This is a genomic window from Paenibacillus sp. 2TAB19, from assembly GCF_052115185.1.
In the GTDB taxonomy this organism is placed as follows: Bacteria; Bacillota; Bacilli; order Paenibacillales; family Paenibacillaceae; genus Pristimantibacillus.
In genome coordinates, this window is sequence record NZ_JBFRGE010000024.1 from 44,808 (window position 1) to 61,507 (window position 16,700).

Genomic DNA, 16,700 nt, shown 5'->3' on the forward strand with positions numbered 1-16,700 from the left:
TCATGGTTTTTTTCATTTGTCTAGCCTTGCTTGGAAACCCAGCTTTGTACGACGTTTGGCACACCGTCTAGCGCCGTTGGGTAACGATAGGTGAAGCCAAGCTCCTTCAGCTTACGATTCGTAAAGTAGGTGTGAGCTGTTGCGTATTCGGTCAGAACCGGCCCTAATATGAGCTTACATAACCATCGTGGAATGGAGCGAACCTTGCCTGAGAGCTGCAGTTCCTTCTCGATCAGCTTCATGAACGCATTCGAAGTTAGGGGCTCGTTGTCGCAGAGGATGTATCGATCGCCTATCTTGCCGTGCTCGCACAAGAACAAGCAAGCGCGGGCGGTATCTTCGACATGGATAGGCGAGAAATACGGTTCGTAGCCCTTCAAGGAATATACGGGTTTCTTGTTGTAGATCGGTTCGATGAACAGCTGGGGCATCCAGGAATCGGGTCCGTAGATCTGGGCAGGAAAAGCTGTCGTTATAGGCATCCCTTTCTGAATATAGCGATCCAATACGTTAACGGAGTTCGCGATATAAGGGCCCCAGCCTTTCGGCTCGCTAGTAAAGTCGGCATCTCTTGGACGCTCGGCGCCGGTATCTCCGTAATAGCTTGTTCCTGCTATGTATACGATATTTTTGATTGTATGTACATCGATGTGGTCAAGGAGGCGAAGCGTCATGTCGTAGTGGCCTTTGGCGAATTGTTCTGCGATTTTGGTGGTTACCTTCTTCCCCCAGGTTGGGGGCGAGGCTAGATGAATGACATACTCGCATTCGGCGAGCTTCTGCTGCCATGGACCGTCTTCCATCAAATCGCCTACGACAGCTTCGAGGCCTCGAGCTCTTAGCGCATCTGCCTTCTGCGAGGAGCGGGTCAATACGACAGCTTGAAGCTTTGTGTCGATAATTTCTTGGACCAGTGCGGTACCGACATAGCCGGTACCGCCGGTGATGAATATTTTGGACATCACAAYACCTCTTTCGGATGAGTGGGATAAGGGAAATCATTTTCATGAATACGCTGTTATTATATCATTTCATTTATATTTATGGGTATTTCTGGTTGAAATAAATCGTTGCTTGCCTCATCTAGTCGTGACTTTTATTGGATGCTATAATCGGTTTACGTAAGAAGGAGGAATAGTGTGAAAGTATCATTAAGAAGCCAATCAACGAAGATTTTATTAGTAATCATTCTATTGCTTACTTGCACGTTAGGGGTAACCTATTACCAAATGATGGAGATGAAACGAACGATTCATGTGGTAAAGTCGAACTGGATGCCGAGTATTGAACAACTATCGCATTTGAATAGTTCGTTCATGCGTGTCAGGGTGGTTCTTGTGAAAATTCTCCTTGCGGACGATGAGGCGGAAATTCAAAAATATATTGATGTCTATAACGATACGAAAACGAGTTTTGAGAACAGCTTCGACGATTATGAGGCCTTCCTCATATCTGACGAGGAACGAAATATGTATTTGGAAATGAAAAAGATTTCGATTGAATATTTCCTGAACGGTCAGTTTCTGATAGATACCGTACTGATAGGAGATCATTCAACAGGTATTGATATGTTGGAAACAATGACGCCTATCGGCCAACGCGGCGAAGAGGTGTGGGAAAAGTGGATCAAATTCAATCTTGAAGGAACGCAGAGAGATGTAGACCGTTCGGCTATTCAGCAAAAATGGGCTCAAAGGATGGGTTTGATATTCGGTGCGTTGGCTATCCTAATCGGCATTGCTTTGGCGAAGCAGACGAGCTCGGTACGCCGTAAGGGTGAGCAGAAGCTTAGTCTGGAGAAGGCGAAGGCGCGAACTTATCTGGATCTGGTCGATATTATGATCGTTGTACTCGATCGTGAAGGGCGAATCGAGTTGTTAAACCGGAAAGGCAGTCAACTGACCGGTTATGAGGATCTTGAGGTTATCGGTCGGAAGTGGATTGATACCTGTGTTCCCGAAAGATTTTTCGAAGAGCGCACGGAAATTTTCCGAGAAATCGTGGAGGATAGACCGCGTAAGGAATACTACGAGGCGCTTATAGTGACAAAGAGTGGCTCTGAGCGGCTTATCGGTTGGACGTTTAATGTTGTTCGTAACGAGGCTGGCCTCGTGAGCAGCATTATATTGGCGGGCAACGATATTACCGAGCGGAAAAATGCGGAGCAGGCACTGCTCGACTATAAGCAAAGCTTGGAGCATCTCGTTGAGGATCGCACGCGTGAGCTAGAGAACAATAATACGATGCTGGAGGAAGCGACGCGAGTAGCTGAATCGGCAAATCGGGCGAAGAGCGAGTTTCTGGCGAATATGAGTCATGAGATTCGAACGCCAATGAACGCGATTATCGGATTCAACTATTTGTTGCAGAAGACAAGCCTCACAGAGCAGCAGAAAGATTATGTAGATAAGACGGTGCTTTCCGCGAAAAATTTGCTGACCATCATTAGCGATATATTGGATTTCTCGAAAATCGAAGCGAAAAAAATCGTATTAGAGCGAATCGACTTCGACCTGTACGAAATCATGAGCAATATTTCCAATACGATCGGCTTATCGGTATATGAAAAGGGGTTAAAGCTTCATTTCACGATTCATCATGAAGTGCCGCAAATGCTCACCGGAGATCCGTTCCGACTCAATCAGGTGCTGCTCAATCTAGTGAACAACGCGCTTAAGTTCACCGAGCAAGGGGAAATCATGTTCGGGATAGAGGTCGTATCGGCCGACGAGAACGGAGTTGTGCTTCGATTCACGGTTAGAGATACGGGGATCGGTATGACGGAAGAACAGCAGCAGTTGCTATTCCGCGAATTCACACAGGCTGATATGTCTACGACTCGCAAATACGGCGGCACGGGACTTGGTCTAGTTATTAGCAAAAGTTTAGTAGAATTGATGAATGGTGAAATTGGAGTTGAAAGTGAGTTCGGCAAAGGAAGCTGCTTCTCGTTCACTGCACAATTCGGCAAAGGCTCCTTCGATTCGCTGAGCGAGCACGAGCCTGTGGCACCGCACCTGAAGTTTCTGCGCGTGCTGCTCGTATGCGATGATCTCGAGATGAGGCTTATTTTGACGAGCCAGCTTGAGCAATTCCAATTCATCGTAAGCGCAGCAGAATCTGCCGCAGACGCCGAAGCGATCATTCGCAGCAGCGGCCGATATGACTTGGTTATCGTCGACTGGAAGCTGAAGGATGAAGCTGCGGCGCATTTTGCGGAGAAAATTAAGCTTGAATATGGCACGCCAATCCAGGTTATTGTCCTTATAAGCGCCTACCATGAATCTCAGCTGCAGGTAGATTCGAATTCGCCATCGGTGAAGAAAGTGCTGTATTACCCGATCAGCCAGTCCCAGCTTTATAACGAAATCGTCGAGCTGTTCCAGAAGCAGATGATTGGGAAACATGCCGTCGATTCCAGATTCAACGAGACAGAAAAGTTTACGAATCTGCGAAATGCGCGAGTGCTGCTTGTCGAGGACAATGAGATTAATCAACAGGTGGCGCAGGCGATGCTGCAGGAGCTTGGCGTTCTAGTCGATGTCGCAGAGAATGGCTACGAAGCGTTGCAACGAACGAGCGTAAAGCGATATGATGCTATATTAATGGACTTGCAGATGCCGATAATGGATGGCTTCGAAACGGCGAGCAAGTTCAGAGCGCGCGATCAGCATACGCCGATCATTGCGATTACGGCTGATGCGATGCAGGGTGTCAAGGATCAGGTGCTGGCAGCGGGAATGAATGCCTATATTTCCAAGCCGTTCGAGCCCGTACAGTTATTCAGCGTTCTGCAGAGAACGCTTCAAAGTCATAACGGAGAAGTACGCGAAGGGCACTTACAGGCTGCTGCCGCTTCCAGTGTGAACGAATCGGGAGCTGAGAACGGCTTGAACGTGGAAGCTGCCGTGAAGCGTCTTGCGAACAATAAGCAGCTTTATAAGCAAATATTGAACATGTTCATTACAGATCATGCTAATGCGACGGTCGAGATCCGGGAGGCTTTGCAGGTTGGCGACGTCCAAAAAGCAATCTTCTGCGTCCACACCTTGAAGGGGGTTGCCTCTAACATCGGTGCGGTTGCTTTGAGTGAAACGAGCGCAGAACTGCAATACGTTTTGCAGAATAAGTCGGATATGCAGTGGGATKAGCTTCTCCTGCTTATGGAAGAGCAAGTTGAGACGGTGAAGCAGGAGATCGAACGATTCATTCGAAACAATCCGATCTAAATAGCGATAAACAGAAACAACCGACGAGTGATGGAGCTCGTCGGTTGTTTCTTTTTCACATAACGTTCTCAAGGTCGGCAATGGCGATAGTATTATCCGGTTTCTTAAACCGTTTGGCCGCGTAGTAAACGAGTCCAAGAGCGAGCCAGCTAGACCCAAGCAGCAGTGAAGCGGAATCTAGCAAGGTGATGAGATAGAAGACAAAAGCCGCGCCGATTAACGGGAACAGCAGCCGAAGAACGATGTCTCTTGCTCCCCTTTGCTTGCCTCTGACGATGTAGTGGAAGATGACGGACAAGTTAACGAACAGGAATGCGGTTAAAGCGCCGAAGCTGACGAATTTGATCGCAATTTCCAGGCTAATGACTAACGAGCCGAGCGTAATGATGCTGACGAGTATGATGTTGAAAACAGGAGTGCGGTATTTCGAATGAACGGAGCCGAAGCTGACTTTCGGAAGCAAAGACGTTCTGCCCATAACGAAAAGTAAGCGGGATACGGTCGTCATCGAAGACATCCCTTGAGAGAGAATGGAGAAGATGATGACGAAAGTGAAGATAGCTGCGAGCGCGCTGCCACCTATTGCCCCCATAAGCTCGAAGCCAGCCGCGTCTACATTGCTGAACGAGAAGTTCGGGTACATTTGTTGAATCAGGTAGGCGGTTGCGAAATACATGATGCCGGCGGCTATGACGATGATCATAATAGCGCGCGGTATCGTTTTCTTAGGGTCCTTCGTCTCCTCGGCCATCGTCGTAATGGAATCGAATCCGAGGAAGGAGAAGCATACGAGAGAGGCGCCAGCAAGCAAGGTGGAGAGGGAGACGCCATTGTTTGCCGGAAGCGGATTGAAGCCTGCGGTAATGCCGTTCTTCATCGCTTGATAGACGAGCAACGCGCAGAAGCCGGCGATGAACACCGCTTGAAGAGCTACGAACACTTTATTGACATTGGCCGACGTCTTAATGCCGATGATGTTGATAACCATCACGACGAAGGTCAGTAGAATGATCCAAATGAAGGTTGGAACGGAAGGGAATTGTACGTTTAGATTAATGCCGAACATGAGTGCCGCGATAATACAGGAGAATAAATAATCGAGCAAGATGGCCCACCCGACGACAAATCCCAAGAAAGGACTCATCGACTTCGCTACGTACGTGTACGCCGAACCGGATACGGGGAATGCCTTCGCCATTTGGCCGTAACTGGCAGCGGTGAACAGGATAGCGATGAACGCAAGCACGTATGCGCCTAGCAGCATGCCTCCCGAGCCTTCATGCAGGACACCGAAGCTGGTGAAGAAAATCATCGGCGACATCCAGGCTAGTCCCATCGTGACCACGTGGGATAAAGATAAGTTCCGTTTTAACTCTGCGGGTTGTTGCATCGGTTTCATCCTCCTTTAACTACAAGCCAATCCATACTTTTTTGTTTGCGTCATGTTTCCTCACATTGTTGCAGGTAATTTTCAAAAAAACAAGAGGCTAAATTCCGAACATTCCGATGCAGATATTCCGAAAAGTATGTTAAAATCCATATGTATCAACGGTTTTAGCACCATTTTGAGAGGAGTAAAAATATTTTTTTTCAAAAAGCGATTGCCACGCCGAAAAACTCATGTTAGAATACATAACATAAGATTTGAAATTGCATATGGAAAGTTTTCTAGGGTTCCGAATCGCTTCGGCGATTGCCTGGTCCGAGAGAAGACGCATCGATCTTCAGTATCGATGTACACGGCGGGAAAAAAGCCCGGGAGAATGAATCAAAAGAGTTTCTTTTGATATTCTCCTGGGCTTTTTTCCTTTTTTTCATCCAACGATAGGGGGAAATAACATGACAGCAATCTTTACGGCAAATATTGAGGCTGGCGGCAAATGGTCCGCTTATGTAAGCAAGGGCAAGTCCATTTCAATAACGGCAGCGGGTGATAGGGCGAATCTAGCTTGTCTACTGTTCCATGCGCAGCATCCATCCGAACGATATAATATGCCAGATACACTAAAGGCACAACACACGGCGCTATTGACTGCAGGCCATGTGCTCATGAGCGACCAAGGAAAGGTGCTCGCTTCGATAACGGAAGACACGGTCGGATGGCATGATACTTTGTCCGGCTATACGACACGAGAGAGCATAGATGCAAAGTATGGTGTGACGAGTTACCAAAGCGAGAGAAACGATTGGCTGCGGAACGCCGAGCAAAACTTGAAGGTGGAGCTGTTCCGGCATAACCTGACGGCTAGAGATTTCACGACGCCGATTAATTTCTTCTCGAAGATCGTTTGCGAGCTGGACGGCACGATGAGATACGAAGAGCAAGCGACAGCCGGGCGATCAGTGACGCTAAGAACAGAGATGGATCTGCTCGTCGTGTTGTCCAATACGCCGAATCCGATGGACCCTGGCAGCCAGTATCCGGATACAGCGGTGGAGCTAGTCATCACGGATGCGGCGCCGATTGGCGAAAATGATCTTTGCTTGAATCACTGCGGAGAGATCAGACGCGCTTTCGAAAATACTTGGAACGCTTACGCGTTGATGAGAGGGGTTAACTAATATGAGCACAAGCATAAGCACGAGCAATCACTTAATTGGCAGTGGGCTGAACCCGGTTCATGCGATATATGAGACTTCAATTCCTGCAGGCGAAGGCTGGATGTACGATCTCCTTGAAGGTCAAGTGCTCCGTATCGTCGATGTGGAAGGCAACCAAGCAGTCGATACGCTGTTTTATTCGACGGAAGATCCGGCTGACCGCTATAGCGCGATTCGTACCGTGACGAAGCAGCAAAATCTGTACTTGACCACTGGCTCGGTTCTCGTTGCCGAATCGGGTCGCGAGCTGCTCAAGATAACGGCTGATACATGCGGGCGGCATGACACGATCGGGGGGGCTTGCTCGGCGCAAAGCAACACCGTTCGTTACTCGCACGAGACACTTCCAATGCACAACTGCCGCGATACGTTCATGCTCATGCTGTCAGGACGAAGTGAATATTCGAAACAGGATCTTGCGCCGAACGTGAACTTCTTCATGAACGTGCCTGTAACGCCGGAAGGCAAGCTGACTTTCGCTGACGGCGTGTCCGGTCCAGGAAGATATGTTGAGCTTACAGCGCTCGCACCGGTAACCGTATTGATCAGCAACTGCCCGCAGCTCAATAACCCATGCAACGCCTACAATCCAACACCGGCACAAGTCATCATATGGGATGCAGAAGGAGGCGAAGGCCATGTTTAAGAAAGTACTCATTGCCAATCGCGGCGCTATCGCCGTTCGGATTATCCGCACGCTGCGGAGTCTTGGTATCGAATCCGTAGCCGTGTACACAACAGCTGATCGTGACAGCTTGCATGTCGAGCAAGCGGATGAGGCGATATTGATCGGTGAAGGACCAGCGAAGGAAAGCTACGTGAATGCCGAGCTTATCCTAAAGACGGCAATGGAGACCGGAGCGGACGCGATTCATCCCGGTTATGGTTTCTTGAGCGAAAACGCGTCGTTCGCCAGAGCTTGCGCCGAACGCGGCATTACATTCATCGGCCCTGCGCCTGAGCATATTGAGCTGTTCGGACTTAAGCATACGGCCCGTTCCATTGCTCAGAAAGCCGGCGTGCCGATGCTGCCAGGCACGGAGCTCATTTCTACCCTTGAGGAAGCGGTAGAAAGTGCGGCGGTGATCGGCTACCCGGTCATGCTGAAAAGTACGGCGGGCGGCGGCGGTATCGGCATGAGGATATGCGGCGATGAGACATCGCTGCGTGAGGCATTCGACTCGGTTACGCGCCTAGCGCTTGCTAACTTTAATGACGGCGGCGTGTTACTAGAGAAATATATTGCCCGCGCTCGTCACGTCGAGGTGCAAATCTTCGGAAATGGGTATGGCGAGGCGGTTGCGCTGGGCGAACGGGATTGCTCGGTGCAACGCCGCAACCAGAAGATAATAGAAGAGACGCCTGCGCCGCTGCTTCCGGCAACGATTCGCAGCGATATGCAAGCAAGCGCGCAGCAGCTTGCGCTGGCTGCCGGGTATCGCAGTGCCGGCACCGTCGAATATTTGTATGATCCGGAGGAAGAGCGGTATTACTTCCTCGAAGTGAATACCCGCTTGCAGGTTGAGCATGGCGTTACCGAGGAAGTGTTCGGCGTCGACCTTGTGGAGTGGATGGTGAAGGAAGCGGCAGGCAAACTTACGAATCTATCGGGGCTTATCGATCAGCCCAAAGGACATAGCTTGCAGGTTCGACTCTACGCAGAGGATTGTATGCGTGACTTCCGTCCGAGCGACGGGATGATTGATCAAGTGATTTGGCCGCAAGGTGCGCGTATAGAGACGTGGGTTCAGAAAGGTGTTAACGTAACGACGCTGTACGATCCGATGCTTGCGAAGATTATCGTTCACGCCGAAACGCGTGAGGGCGCAATCAACAGCATGCTGGCAGCGCTAAAGGAATTGCGCGTATACGGACTAACGACGAACCAGTCATATATCGAAGCTTTCCTGGATACAGCTCCATTCCGGGATGGGCATGTGTATACGAATATGCTGCGAGCATTCAGCCCAAGCGAGCATGCGATCGAGGTGCTCGACGGCGGCGTGCAGACGACGGTGCAGGATTATCCAGGCCGCGTCRGCTACTGGGACATCGGCGTTCCGCCGTCCGGTCCGATGGATCGACTCTCATTCCGCATCGGCAATCGTCTGCTAGGCAACGAAGAGCAGGCGGCAGGTCTTGAAATGACTCTTCGCGGCGGCTCCTATCAATTCCGCAACGCGATGACATTCTGTCTGACAGGCGCGGATATGGGAGCGACGCTGAACGATGCTGCTGTTCCGTTGTATACGCCGGTGAAGGCGGAAGCGGGATCGATCCTTACGTTAGGCGAAGCGGCGGCGGGCATGCGATCGTACTTGCTCGTTGCAGGCGGCTTCGATATGGCGATGACGCTTGGCAGCGCGGCAACGTTCACGCTTGGCGGCTTTGGCGGCCATTCCGGCAATGCGGTTCGTCCGGGTGCCGTACTTAGAGTGCGCCAAGGGGCAGCAGCTAAGCCGCTTCCGGCACTCGCTGCAAGCTCGCGCCCAGCGTTTGGCAAGGAATGGATGATCGGCGTGATACCGGGTCCGCATTGCACCGAAGAATATTTGCTTCCTGCTTACTTGGAGCAATTAACGGAGACGGCATGGGAGGTCCATTTCAACAGCTCAAGAACGGGCGTCCGCTTAATCGGACCTGCGCCGCTATGGGCTCGCGAAGACGGCGGCGACGCTGGGCTTCATCCGTCGAACATTCATGATAATGCCTACGCGGTAGGAGCACTCGACTTAACTGGCGATATGCCGATACTGCTAGGACCAGACGGTCCTAGTCTTGGCGGCTTCGTCTGTCCGGTAACGACTGCATCCGCAGAGCTATGGAAGATCGGCCAGCTGCACCCAGGCGATACGGTTCGATTCGTGCTTATTACGGTCGAGGAAGCCGAGCAGCTTCGCTTCGAGCAAGAACAATATTTGAATGAGCTTGCCAGCAGCCCCGCATTGCCGGCTTTACCGGCGCAATCGAGCGGCGACTATATGCCGCTTATCGCCTATGAAGAGGAAGGACGCCGTTTCCCGGTAGCTGTTCGCTGCTCCGGCGACGAGAATTTGCTTATCGAATATGGCGACCGTGAATTGGATCTGTTGTATCGTTTCCAAGTGTATGTTCTGATGCAAGCGATAAAGGACAGCGGAGCTATTCCGTTCGTTGAGCTGACGCCAGGTATCCGTTCGTTGCAAATTCACCTCGATCCATCCCGCATGACGGTGAAGGAAGCGGCAGCTATCGTACTGCAGCTTGATCTTAGCCTGCCGGCACTGGATTCGATCGAAGTGCCTTCACGCATCGTGAAGCTGCCGTTATCTTGGGATGATCCGGCGACGCAGCTTGCGATTGAGCGTTATCAGCAAAATGTCCGCCCCGACGCGCCTTGGTGCCCGAGCAACCTCGAATTCATCCGCCGGATGAACGGTCTTGGCTCGCTTGAGGAAGTGGCTGAGGTTGTATTCAACGCCTCGTATCTTGTAATGGGCCTCGGCGATGTTTACTTGGGTGCGCCGGTTGCCGTTCCGCTCGATCCGCGTCATCGACTCGTAACGACGAAGTATAATCCTGCCCGTACATGGACGCCTGAAAATGCGGTCGGCATCGGAGGCGCATACTTGTGCGTCTACGGCATGGAAGGTCCTGGCGGCTATCAGTTCGTCGGACGTACGGTGCAAATGTGGAATAAGCATCGCTCGACCGCCAACTTCGAGCAAGGCAAGCCGTGGCTGCTTCGTTTCTTCGATCAAATTCAGTTCTATCCGGTATCGAAGGAGGAGCTGCTGCAGATGAGGGAAGATTTCCCGCGCGGGGAGTTCGTCGTCCAGGTGGAGGAGTCGACGTTCAAGCTTGGCGATTATCTCGCTTGGCTGGATACGATTCAAGAAGGCTCGACGGAGTTCCGTCATAAGCAGCAATCCGCTTTCCAGCAGGAGCGTGCTTATTGGAAGGAACTCGGAATCGCCGAGCATGTATCCGAACCGGATACCGCCGCTTCGAGCGAGCGAGAAGCTTTGCCTGAGGGCAGCAAAGGCATTAATTGCTTAATGTCCGGCAGCGTATGGAAAGTGATTGTAGAGCCGGGTCAGACGGTACGCAAAGGCGACGTTATTTTAATAGAAGAAAGTATGAAAATGGAGTTCCCGCAATGTGCTCCTTCGGACGGCGTTATCGCATCGATCTTCGTGAAATCGGGTGACCAAGTACGCGCAGGCGATTGCATTGCCGCAATCTATCCGCAAGAGGAGGCTGTTCTCGTATGACGATAGAAGCGGTCCCATTTGAGCTAACGATAGACGCGCTGCAGCAAGGATACAGACGGAACTACTTTACGCCGGAGGAAGTAATCGAAGCGATTATCCGGCGCTGCGAACGAGACAAAGCGATGAATATTTGGATTACGCCGCCATCGATGGAGCTTATTGCGCCATATATCGAGAAGCTTAAGCAGCTTGATCCGGCAACAAGTCCGCTATGGGGAGTGCCGTTCGCGGTGAAGGACAACATCGACGTGGCAGGTTGGCCGACTACGGCAGCTTGCAAGTCATATGCCTATACGCCGAAGGAGCATGCAGCTGTGGTGGAGCGGTTGATCGCCGCGGGAGCGATCCCGGTAGGGAAAGCGAACCTCGACCAGTTCGCGACAGGGCTTGTCGGGACGCGCAGTCCATACGGCGACACGCATAATGCGCTGCGGCCGGAGCTGATCAGCGGCGGCTCGAGCTCCGGCTCGGCCGTATCGGTAGCGCGCGGGCAGGCCGCCTTCGCGCTCGGCACGGACACGGCCGGCTCGGGACGTGTGCCGGCCGCACTTAACAGGCTTGTCGGCTACAAGCCTGCAGTAGGGGCATGGCCGACACACGGTGTCGTGCCGGCATGCCGAAGCATCGATTGCGTGACCGTGTTCACACGCAATCTCGCTGACGCGGAGGCGGTAGACGCCGCCGTCCGCGGCAAGCTTGCGAGCGATCCGTATTCCGCGGATCGCCCGCTTACGCGCTCGTCGCAGCCGAAGACATGGCTGCTGCCGCAAGAGCCGCTTGCTTTCTACGGGCCATACGCTGCTGAGTACGAGCAAGCGTGGCAGCGTGCCAAGCAAGCGATCATGCAATCGGGCGTCGCCGTGCAGCAAGTCGACGTATCGTTGTTGCAAGAGGCAGCCGCGCTGCTCTATGAAGGGCCTCTCGTTGCAGAGCGATGGTCCGACCTGAGCGAATTCGTAGAAGGTCATCCGGGCGAGACGTTGCCGGTGACCGAGAAGATCCTTCGTTCCGGCGCGAAGCAAGGCTTCGATGCAGCTTCGTTATTCCGCGCTCAGCACCGATTGCAAGAAATCAAGGCGCTGACGCGTCAGCAGCTTCGGGAGGCTGTGCTTGTTCTGCCGACTTGCGGCGGCACATGGACGCGTGAACAGGTGAACGCCGATCCAATAAGCACGAATAGCCAAATGGGCTTGTACACGAATCATTGCAATCTGCTTGATCTTAGCGCGATTGCTATACCAGCCGGCGATGCTGCGCAGCAGTTGCCTTTTGGCATCACCTTGTTCAGCTTGCCGGAGGAAGAAGCCAACCTGGCGGCGGCGGCAGCGCGATTCATGCATCATCAAGAGCGGATCACGGTAGCCGTATGCGGACTTCATATGCGCGGGTTCGCGCTTGAACCGCAAATGACCGGGCTCGGCGCCATATTCATGAAGGAGGCGGCAACCGCCGCGAAGTATGAGCTCTACAAGCTGCCGACTATACCGGTTAAGCCGGGACTCGTACGCGTGGAGGAAGGCAGCAGCGGCGCGTCGATAGCGGTTGAGCTATGGTCGATGTCACCGGCTTCGTTCGGCCTATTCACTGCCGCGATCCCATCCCCGCTTGGCATCGGCAAAGTTGAACTGAGCGACGGCTCAGTCGTATCGGGTTTCCTATGCGAAGCATATGCAGCACAAGCGGCAGGAGCAGTGAACGTCACGGCAGCAGGCGGCTGGCGGGCGGCAATGTCGGATAAGGTGTATCAAATGTAATTGCATAAAAACGTAGCTTCATGCAAGGAGAGCCAACAGAGTGGACAACGACTCCGAAGGCTCTTCTTTCTGTTTCAATAAATAGGAAAATGATATAATAGGAAGYAGATTAAGGTTATCCACTTTTATTTGAAGAAGGGGGCGTAACGGAACTTGTGAAAACAAGAGTCGCTATTGTTACAGCAGTAATCTTTTTGGTCGTTGCCTTTTTATTCGGTATCCAATTCATTACGACACCAGAACAGGAATCGTTAGCGCATGAGCAAGTAGCTATCGAGCAGCTGGACCCGCAATTTCAAAGCGCGATCAAGCAGCTAGCAGAACCAAATGTCTATTTCATTGAAAAAGATTCTTCTATTATATTGTTCTCCAACTTAAGCAAGTCCGGCATGTATACGTATCCGCTAGCCGATATTAAGCTATCAGGCGAGAAGCTCATCGTTACGATTACTTCTCACGGCAATCCCGACGAGCATACGAGTAAAGAAGGCTTATTTGTGAAGCTTGCTCTTGAGCAATTGCCGGATGATATCGAAGTAACCTTTTTGGATCAACAAGTATCTGATTATGAGGTCATTAAGCTTTAAAGCTGAAGCCTTAAGCGAACTGGAGATGAAGCGCTTGCGCACTCAAGCGGTTGTGTTTGACTTATTCGAAACGTTGGTTACCGAGTTTGATAACGGCAAGCGGACATCAAAACGCAATTATAATTATACGGAGCTTCTAGGGATCTCTAACGAGCAGTTTAAGAAAGAGTGGGGCAGCAGGCAGCTTCGAAGAATGACRGGCGAGCTCCCTCATTACCATTCGGTAATAGAAGATWTGATGAAGCAATACGAGCTGGAATACGACAAAAAAGTCGTTGATGATTTGTATGAGGAACGGGTCAAGGAGAAGAAGATCCCTTTTGAATATATTCGTCCTGATCTTGTGGAGGTATTGGAGCAGCTGCGGGCTAACGGCATCAAGCTTGGACTGATCAGCAACTGTACGGAAGAGGAGATCCACTACTGGCGTTCGAGCAGATTGGCCGCATACTTCGACGACGTTATTTTCTCCTACGAGGTTGGTCTGGCGAAGCCGGATGAGAGAATCTATCGGTTAAGCAGCGAACGGCTGGAGGTAAAGGCGGAATATACGATTTTCGTCGGCGATGGCGGGTCGAGCGAACTGGAGGGCGCGAGCAAGGCGGGCATGCAGCCGCTTCATGCTTATTGGTTCAACACCTATATTAAGAGCGAGTATGAGAAGCTGCATATGCCAAAAGATTTGTTAACGAGGCTGTGATTTTACGAGCGTACTGGTATTCCATTTTGGAGAGGAGGAAACAGGAATGGAAGAAAGCGCGGTGCTGCATGAGTTGATGACGCGCAAAAGATCGGGAACGCCTATTGTCGTCATGATGTGCGGGGTGGCGGGTTCGGGCAAAACGACCTTTGCTCAGAAGCTTGAGTCGGAAGGGTTCGTTCGTCTATCGATCGATGAAGATATTTGGGCTACGAAGGGACGATACGGAATCGATTATCCGATTGACAGCTATGAGCAGCTTAAGGCGGAATCGGAGCAAAAGCTACGCAATTATATGGTCTCTTTAATAGAAGGAAAGCAGTGCGTCGTCGTAGACTTCAGCTTCTGGCAGAGACAGCGGAGGAACGAGTATAAGCGATCGATTGAGGCTGCTGGCGGCGAGTGGGAGCTTGTCTATTTGAAGGTTTCACCTGATGAATTGCGTGATCGGCTGCGTATCAGAAGCGAGCGGTTCGATGCCAACGCGGCTTTCACCATTACCGAGCAAATCTTAACTTCGTTCTTGAACGGCTTCGAGACCCCTTCCGGCGAAGGGGAAATCGTAATCGAGCAGTTACCGCTGGATGGTCTGCGATACCCGATTGGGAGGTTTGAGTCAATAGATGTGTCTGCCGAAGCAAGGGCTGACTTCATAGCGCAAATCCCCGATATTGTCCCCGCCCTAAGACGATTAACGGATTCGCTTACTCCTGAGCAGCTCGATATGTCCTATCGAGCGGGAGGCTGGAGCATTAAGCAGGTCGTGCATCATATGGCGGATAACGATATGAATGCATATTTGAGGTTCAAGCGGGCGCTAACCGAGGATGAGCCGACAGGAAGCGCATATCGCGAAGATTTATTTGCCGAACTCAGCGACTATAAGGATGTGCCTATAGAGAGCTCGCTCTCCTTACTGGAGGCTCTTCATGCCCGGTTTCACATCCTGCTTCAAGGTTTGAATGAGGAACATTTCCAAAGGAAGCTTAGGACACAAGTGTTAGGGAGCATTACCCTCGACATTGCGCTGCAAAGATTCGTATGGCATAACCGCCATCATAYGGCTCAGATCGAGCTTGCGACGAAGCAAGGAGCAAGGTTGTAACGACTAGCTGACCTAGGTCATGGCAAGTCAACGCGGCTTCACCTTATTGAAAAACCCGTATTTATCGAGCAGCTTGTAATAGAGGTACACGAGTATTAGCGCCACCGCATAGGAGACGAATGTCCAGCCTATATTCCAGCCGTTGCCGTACTCCGCTTTGCCAAACATTAAAGCGATGAATTCGAGCACCGTATTGAACAGACTGATGCAAGCAATCTTGAGCCAAGGCCGGCGTTTATTTCTGACTATCCAATAGATCATGAAGGATGCCATGACCGGATAAAGTCCAAGGTCCAATGGAAGCGCGGAAAGCGTCTCGTCATTATCGATTTTCGGCGTGAAATCCCAAAAGCCGAGATGATAACCGACGTCGTTGATTAAAGCGGATACGGTTGCGGCAACTGGAACTATCAAATAAATGACTATGGGCGCTTTTCTATGTAACATTATTCCGAATATCCAGGGAATTACGAATCCGACAACAATATTAATCCACATGGCTACCCMTTATTTGTTCGTTTTAAGGAAGTATTTCCTTGGATCTAACATTCGATTCAAATCGCCCCTGTGCTCTTACCGGTACAGAGGCGATTTTTGTTATTGGTGTACGACCGTTATCTCGTCAAATCGCTTAGTCCAGGACTATGCTCATTTGGCATATCGGGCATCTGTGGAACCGGAAACCCTGCTGGCGGATCAACGACTGATAATTGTCCGCTATTACGACTTGGACTCTCGCCTTGGAAGATTTCGCCAATTCGCGTCGGATCCAATCGGAAATTAAATTGCATGTTGTGATAGCCCATATCAACATATTTACGACACTCCGGGTATTTGTTAATATCGTAATTCGGGACAGGGAACAGCGAGCCCCAGTTAACACCGAGCGTTTCAAGCGCTTTGGCAAAAACGTTCTGATGGGCATTGTCTCTGACAATAAGGAAGCCGAGCGTTTCACGGAACGTTTTGTTTGAGCTCATTTCATATATTCTCGTTTTTTGCAATACGCCTGTTGATTCGAGGACAACATTGTTCAACATATCGCTAATTAAATTGCCATGGCTGTACACCCAAGAACCGTTCCAAGGATTGCCGCCCGCATCGACTGGCAGTGAGCTTTTGGCGCCCATTATAAAATGATGCGGATTGGCATGCTTGACCGCTTCGTCGATCGGGGCATCATCGGTTCCTGCGTTTCCTGGTGTCGAAAGACCGGCGCCGTTTAGCAGTTGATTGATCGTATTTTGTACCAATTCCACATGTGCGATTTCCTCAAGAAATACCCCTCTAAGCAAATCCCTGAACTGCTTTTCCTTGCCTCGAAAATTCGAAGATTGGAAGAAATATTGCATCATTGTGCGCATCTCGCCAAATTGCCCGCCTAGCGTTTCTTGAAGCACTTTAGCCGCAGCCGGATCAGGCTGATCAGGTTCGATGATGTTGATTAGTTCTTCTTTGTAGTAGTACATAT

Annotated in this window: 12 protein-coding genes and 1 riboswitch; of the genes, 8 read left to right on the forward strand and 4 right to left on the reverse strand. The window is 51.0% G+C overall.

Annotation, left to right across the window (positions count from 1 at the left end):
• Nucleotides 1-20: 20 nt before the first annotated feature.
• A complete protein-coding gene (locus AB4Z33_RS13160; protein WP_442050346.1) occupies nucleotides 21-962 on the reverse strand; it encodes an NAD-dependent epimerase/dehydratase family protein in 942 nt (313 codons plus the stop codon).
• Nucleotides 963-1,139: 177 nt separating this feature from the next.
• Between AB4Z33_RS13160 and AB4Z33_RS13165 the strand changes: the two genes are divergently transcribed.
• Nucleotides 1,140-4,229: a response regulator gene (locus tag AB4Z33_RS13165; RefSeq protein WP_442050347.1), complete on the forward strand. Its 3,090-nt coding sequence runs from the start codon at nucleotides 1,140-1,142 to the stop codon at nucleotides 4,227-4,229.
• A gap of 55 nt (nucleotides 4,230-4,284) precedes the next feature.
• On the opposite strand, the gene AB4Z33_RS13170 is transcribed toward AB4Z33_RS13165, so the two are convergent.
• Entirely contained in the window at nucleotides 4,285-5,619 is a 1,335-nt protein-coding gene (locus AB4Z33_RS13170) for an APC family permease (RefSeq protein ID WP_442050348.1), read from the reverse strand.
• A gap of 267 nt (nucleotides 5,620-5,886) precedes the next feature.
• Nucleotides 5,887-5,993, forward strand: a riboswitch (guanidine-I (ykkC/yxkD leader).
• A gap of 75 nt (nucleotides 5,994-6,068) precedes the next feature.
• Between AB4Z33_RS13170 and AB4Z33_RS13175 the strand changes: the two genes are divergently transcribed.
• The 7 genes from AB4Z33_RS13175 to AB4Z33_RS13205 all read left to right on the forward strand — a co-directional run bounded on the left by AB4Z33_RS13175 (nucleotide 6,069) and on the right by AB4Z33_RS13205 (nucleotide 15,229).
• The gene (locus tag AB4Z33_RS13175; RefSeq protein ID WP_442050349.1) at nucleotides 6,069-6,791 is read left to right on the forward strand and encodes an urea amidolyase associated protein UAAP1; all 723 of its coding nucleotides are present in this window, start codon (nucleotides 6,069-6,071) and stop codon (nucleotides 6,789-6,791) included.
• A 1-nt stretch (nucleotide 6,792) separates the two neighbouring features.
• A complete protein-coding gene (locus tag AB4Z33_RS13180; protein ID WP_442050350.1) occupies nucleotides 6,793-7,476 on the forward strand; it encodes an urea amidolyase associated protein UAAP2 in 684 nt (227 codons plus the stop codon).
• Nucleotides 7,469-11,083, forward strand: a complete 3,615-nt coding sequence (gene uca, locus AB4Z33_RS13185; protein WP_442050351.1) for an urea carboxylase — start codon at nucleotides 7,469-7,471, stop codon at nucleotides 11,081-11,083. Before AB4Z33_RS13180 ends, uca begins: the two co-directional genes overlap by 8 nt.
• Entirely contained in the window at nucleotides 11,080-12,837 is a 1,758-nt protein-coding gene (gene atzF, locus AB4Z33_RS13190; RefSeq protein ID WP_442050352.1) for an allophanate hydrolase, read from the forward strand. The genes uca and atzF overlap by 4 nt, the downstream gene beginning before the upstream one ends.
• Before the next feature lie 155 nt (nucleotides 12,838-12,992).
• Nucleotides 12,993-13,424, forward strand: a complete 432-nt coding sequence (locus tag AB4Z33_RS13195; RefSeq protein WP_442050353.1) for a hypothetical protein — start codon at nucleotides 12,993-12,995, stop codon at nucleotides 13,422-13,424.
• Nucleotides 13,405-14,124 (forward strand): HAD family hydrolase, encoded by a 720-nt coding sequence (locus AB4Z33_RS13200; protein WP_442050354.1) that lies wholly within the window; start codon nucleotides 13,405-13,407, stop codon nucleotides 14,122-14,124. The genes AB4Z33_RS13195 and AB4Z33_RS13200 overlap by 20 nt, the downstream gene beginning before the upstream one ends.
• A gap of 46 nt (nucleotides 14,125-14,170) precedes the next feature.
• Nucleotides 14,171-15,229 (forward strand): YfiT family bacillithiol transferase, encoded by a 1,059-nt coding sequence (locus tag AB4Z33_RS13205; protein WP_442050355.1) that lies wholly within the window; start codon nucleotides 14,171-14,173, stop codon nucleotides 15,227-15,229.
• 27 nt (nucleotides 15,230-15,256) lie between these two features.
• Here AB4Z33_RS13205 and AB4Z33_RS13210 read toward each other — a convergent pair whose 3' ends face one another.
• Together AB4Z33_RS13210 and AB4Z33_RS13215 are read right to left on the reverse strand one after the other, a co-directional pair.
• Nucleotides 15,257-15,676, reverse strand: coding sequence for a CBO0543 family protein (locus tag AB4Z33_RS13210; RefSeq protein WP_442050356.1), 420 nt, complete (start codon nucleotides 15,674-15,676; stop codon nucleotides 15,257-15,259).
• 167 nt (nucleotides 15,677-15,843) lie between these two features.
• Nucleotides 15,844-16,698: a manganese catalase family protein gene (locus tag AB4Z33_RS13215; RefSeq protein ID WP_442050357.1), complete on the reverse strand. Its 855-nt coding sequence runs from the start codon at nucleotides 16,696-16,698 to the stop codon at nucleotides 15,844-15,846.
• Nucleotides 16,699-16,700 lie beyond the last annotated feature (2 nt).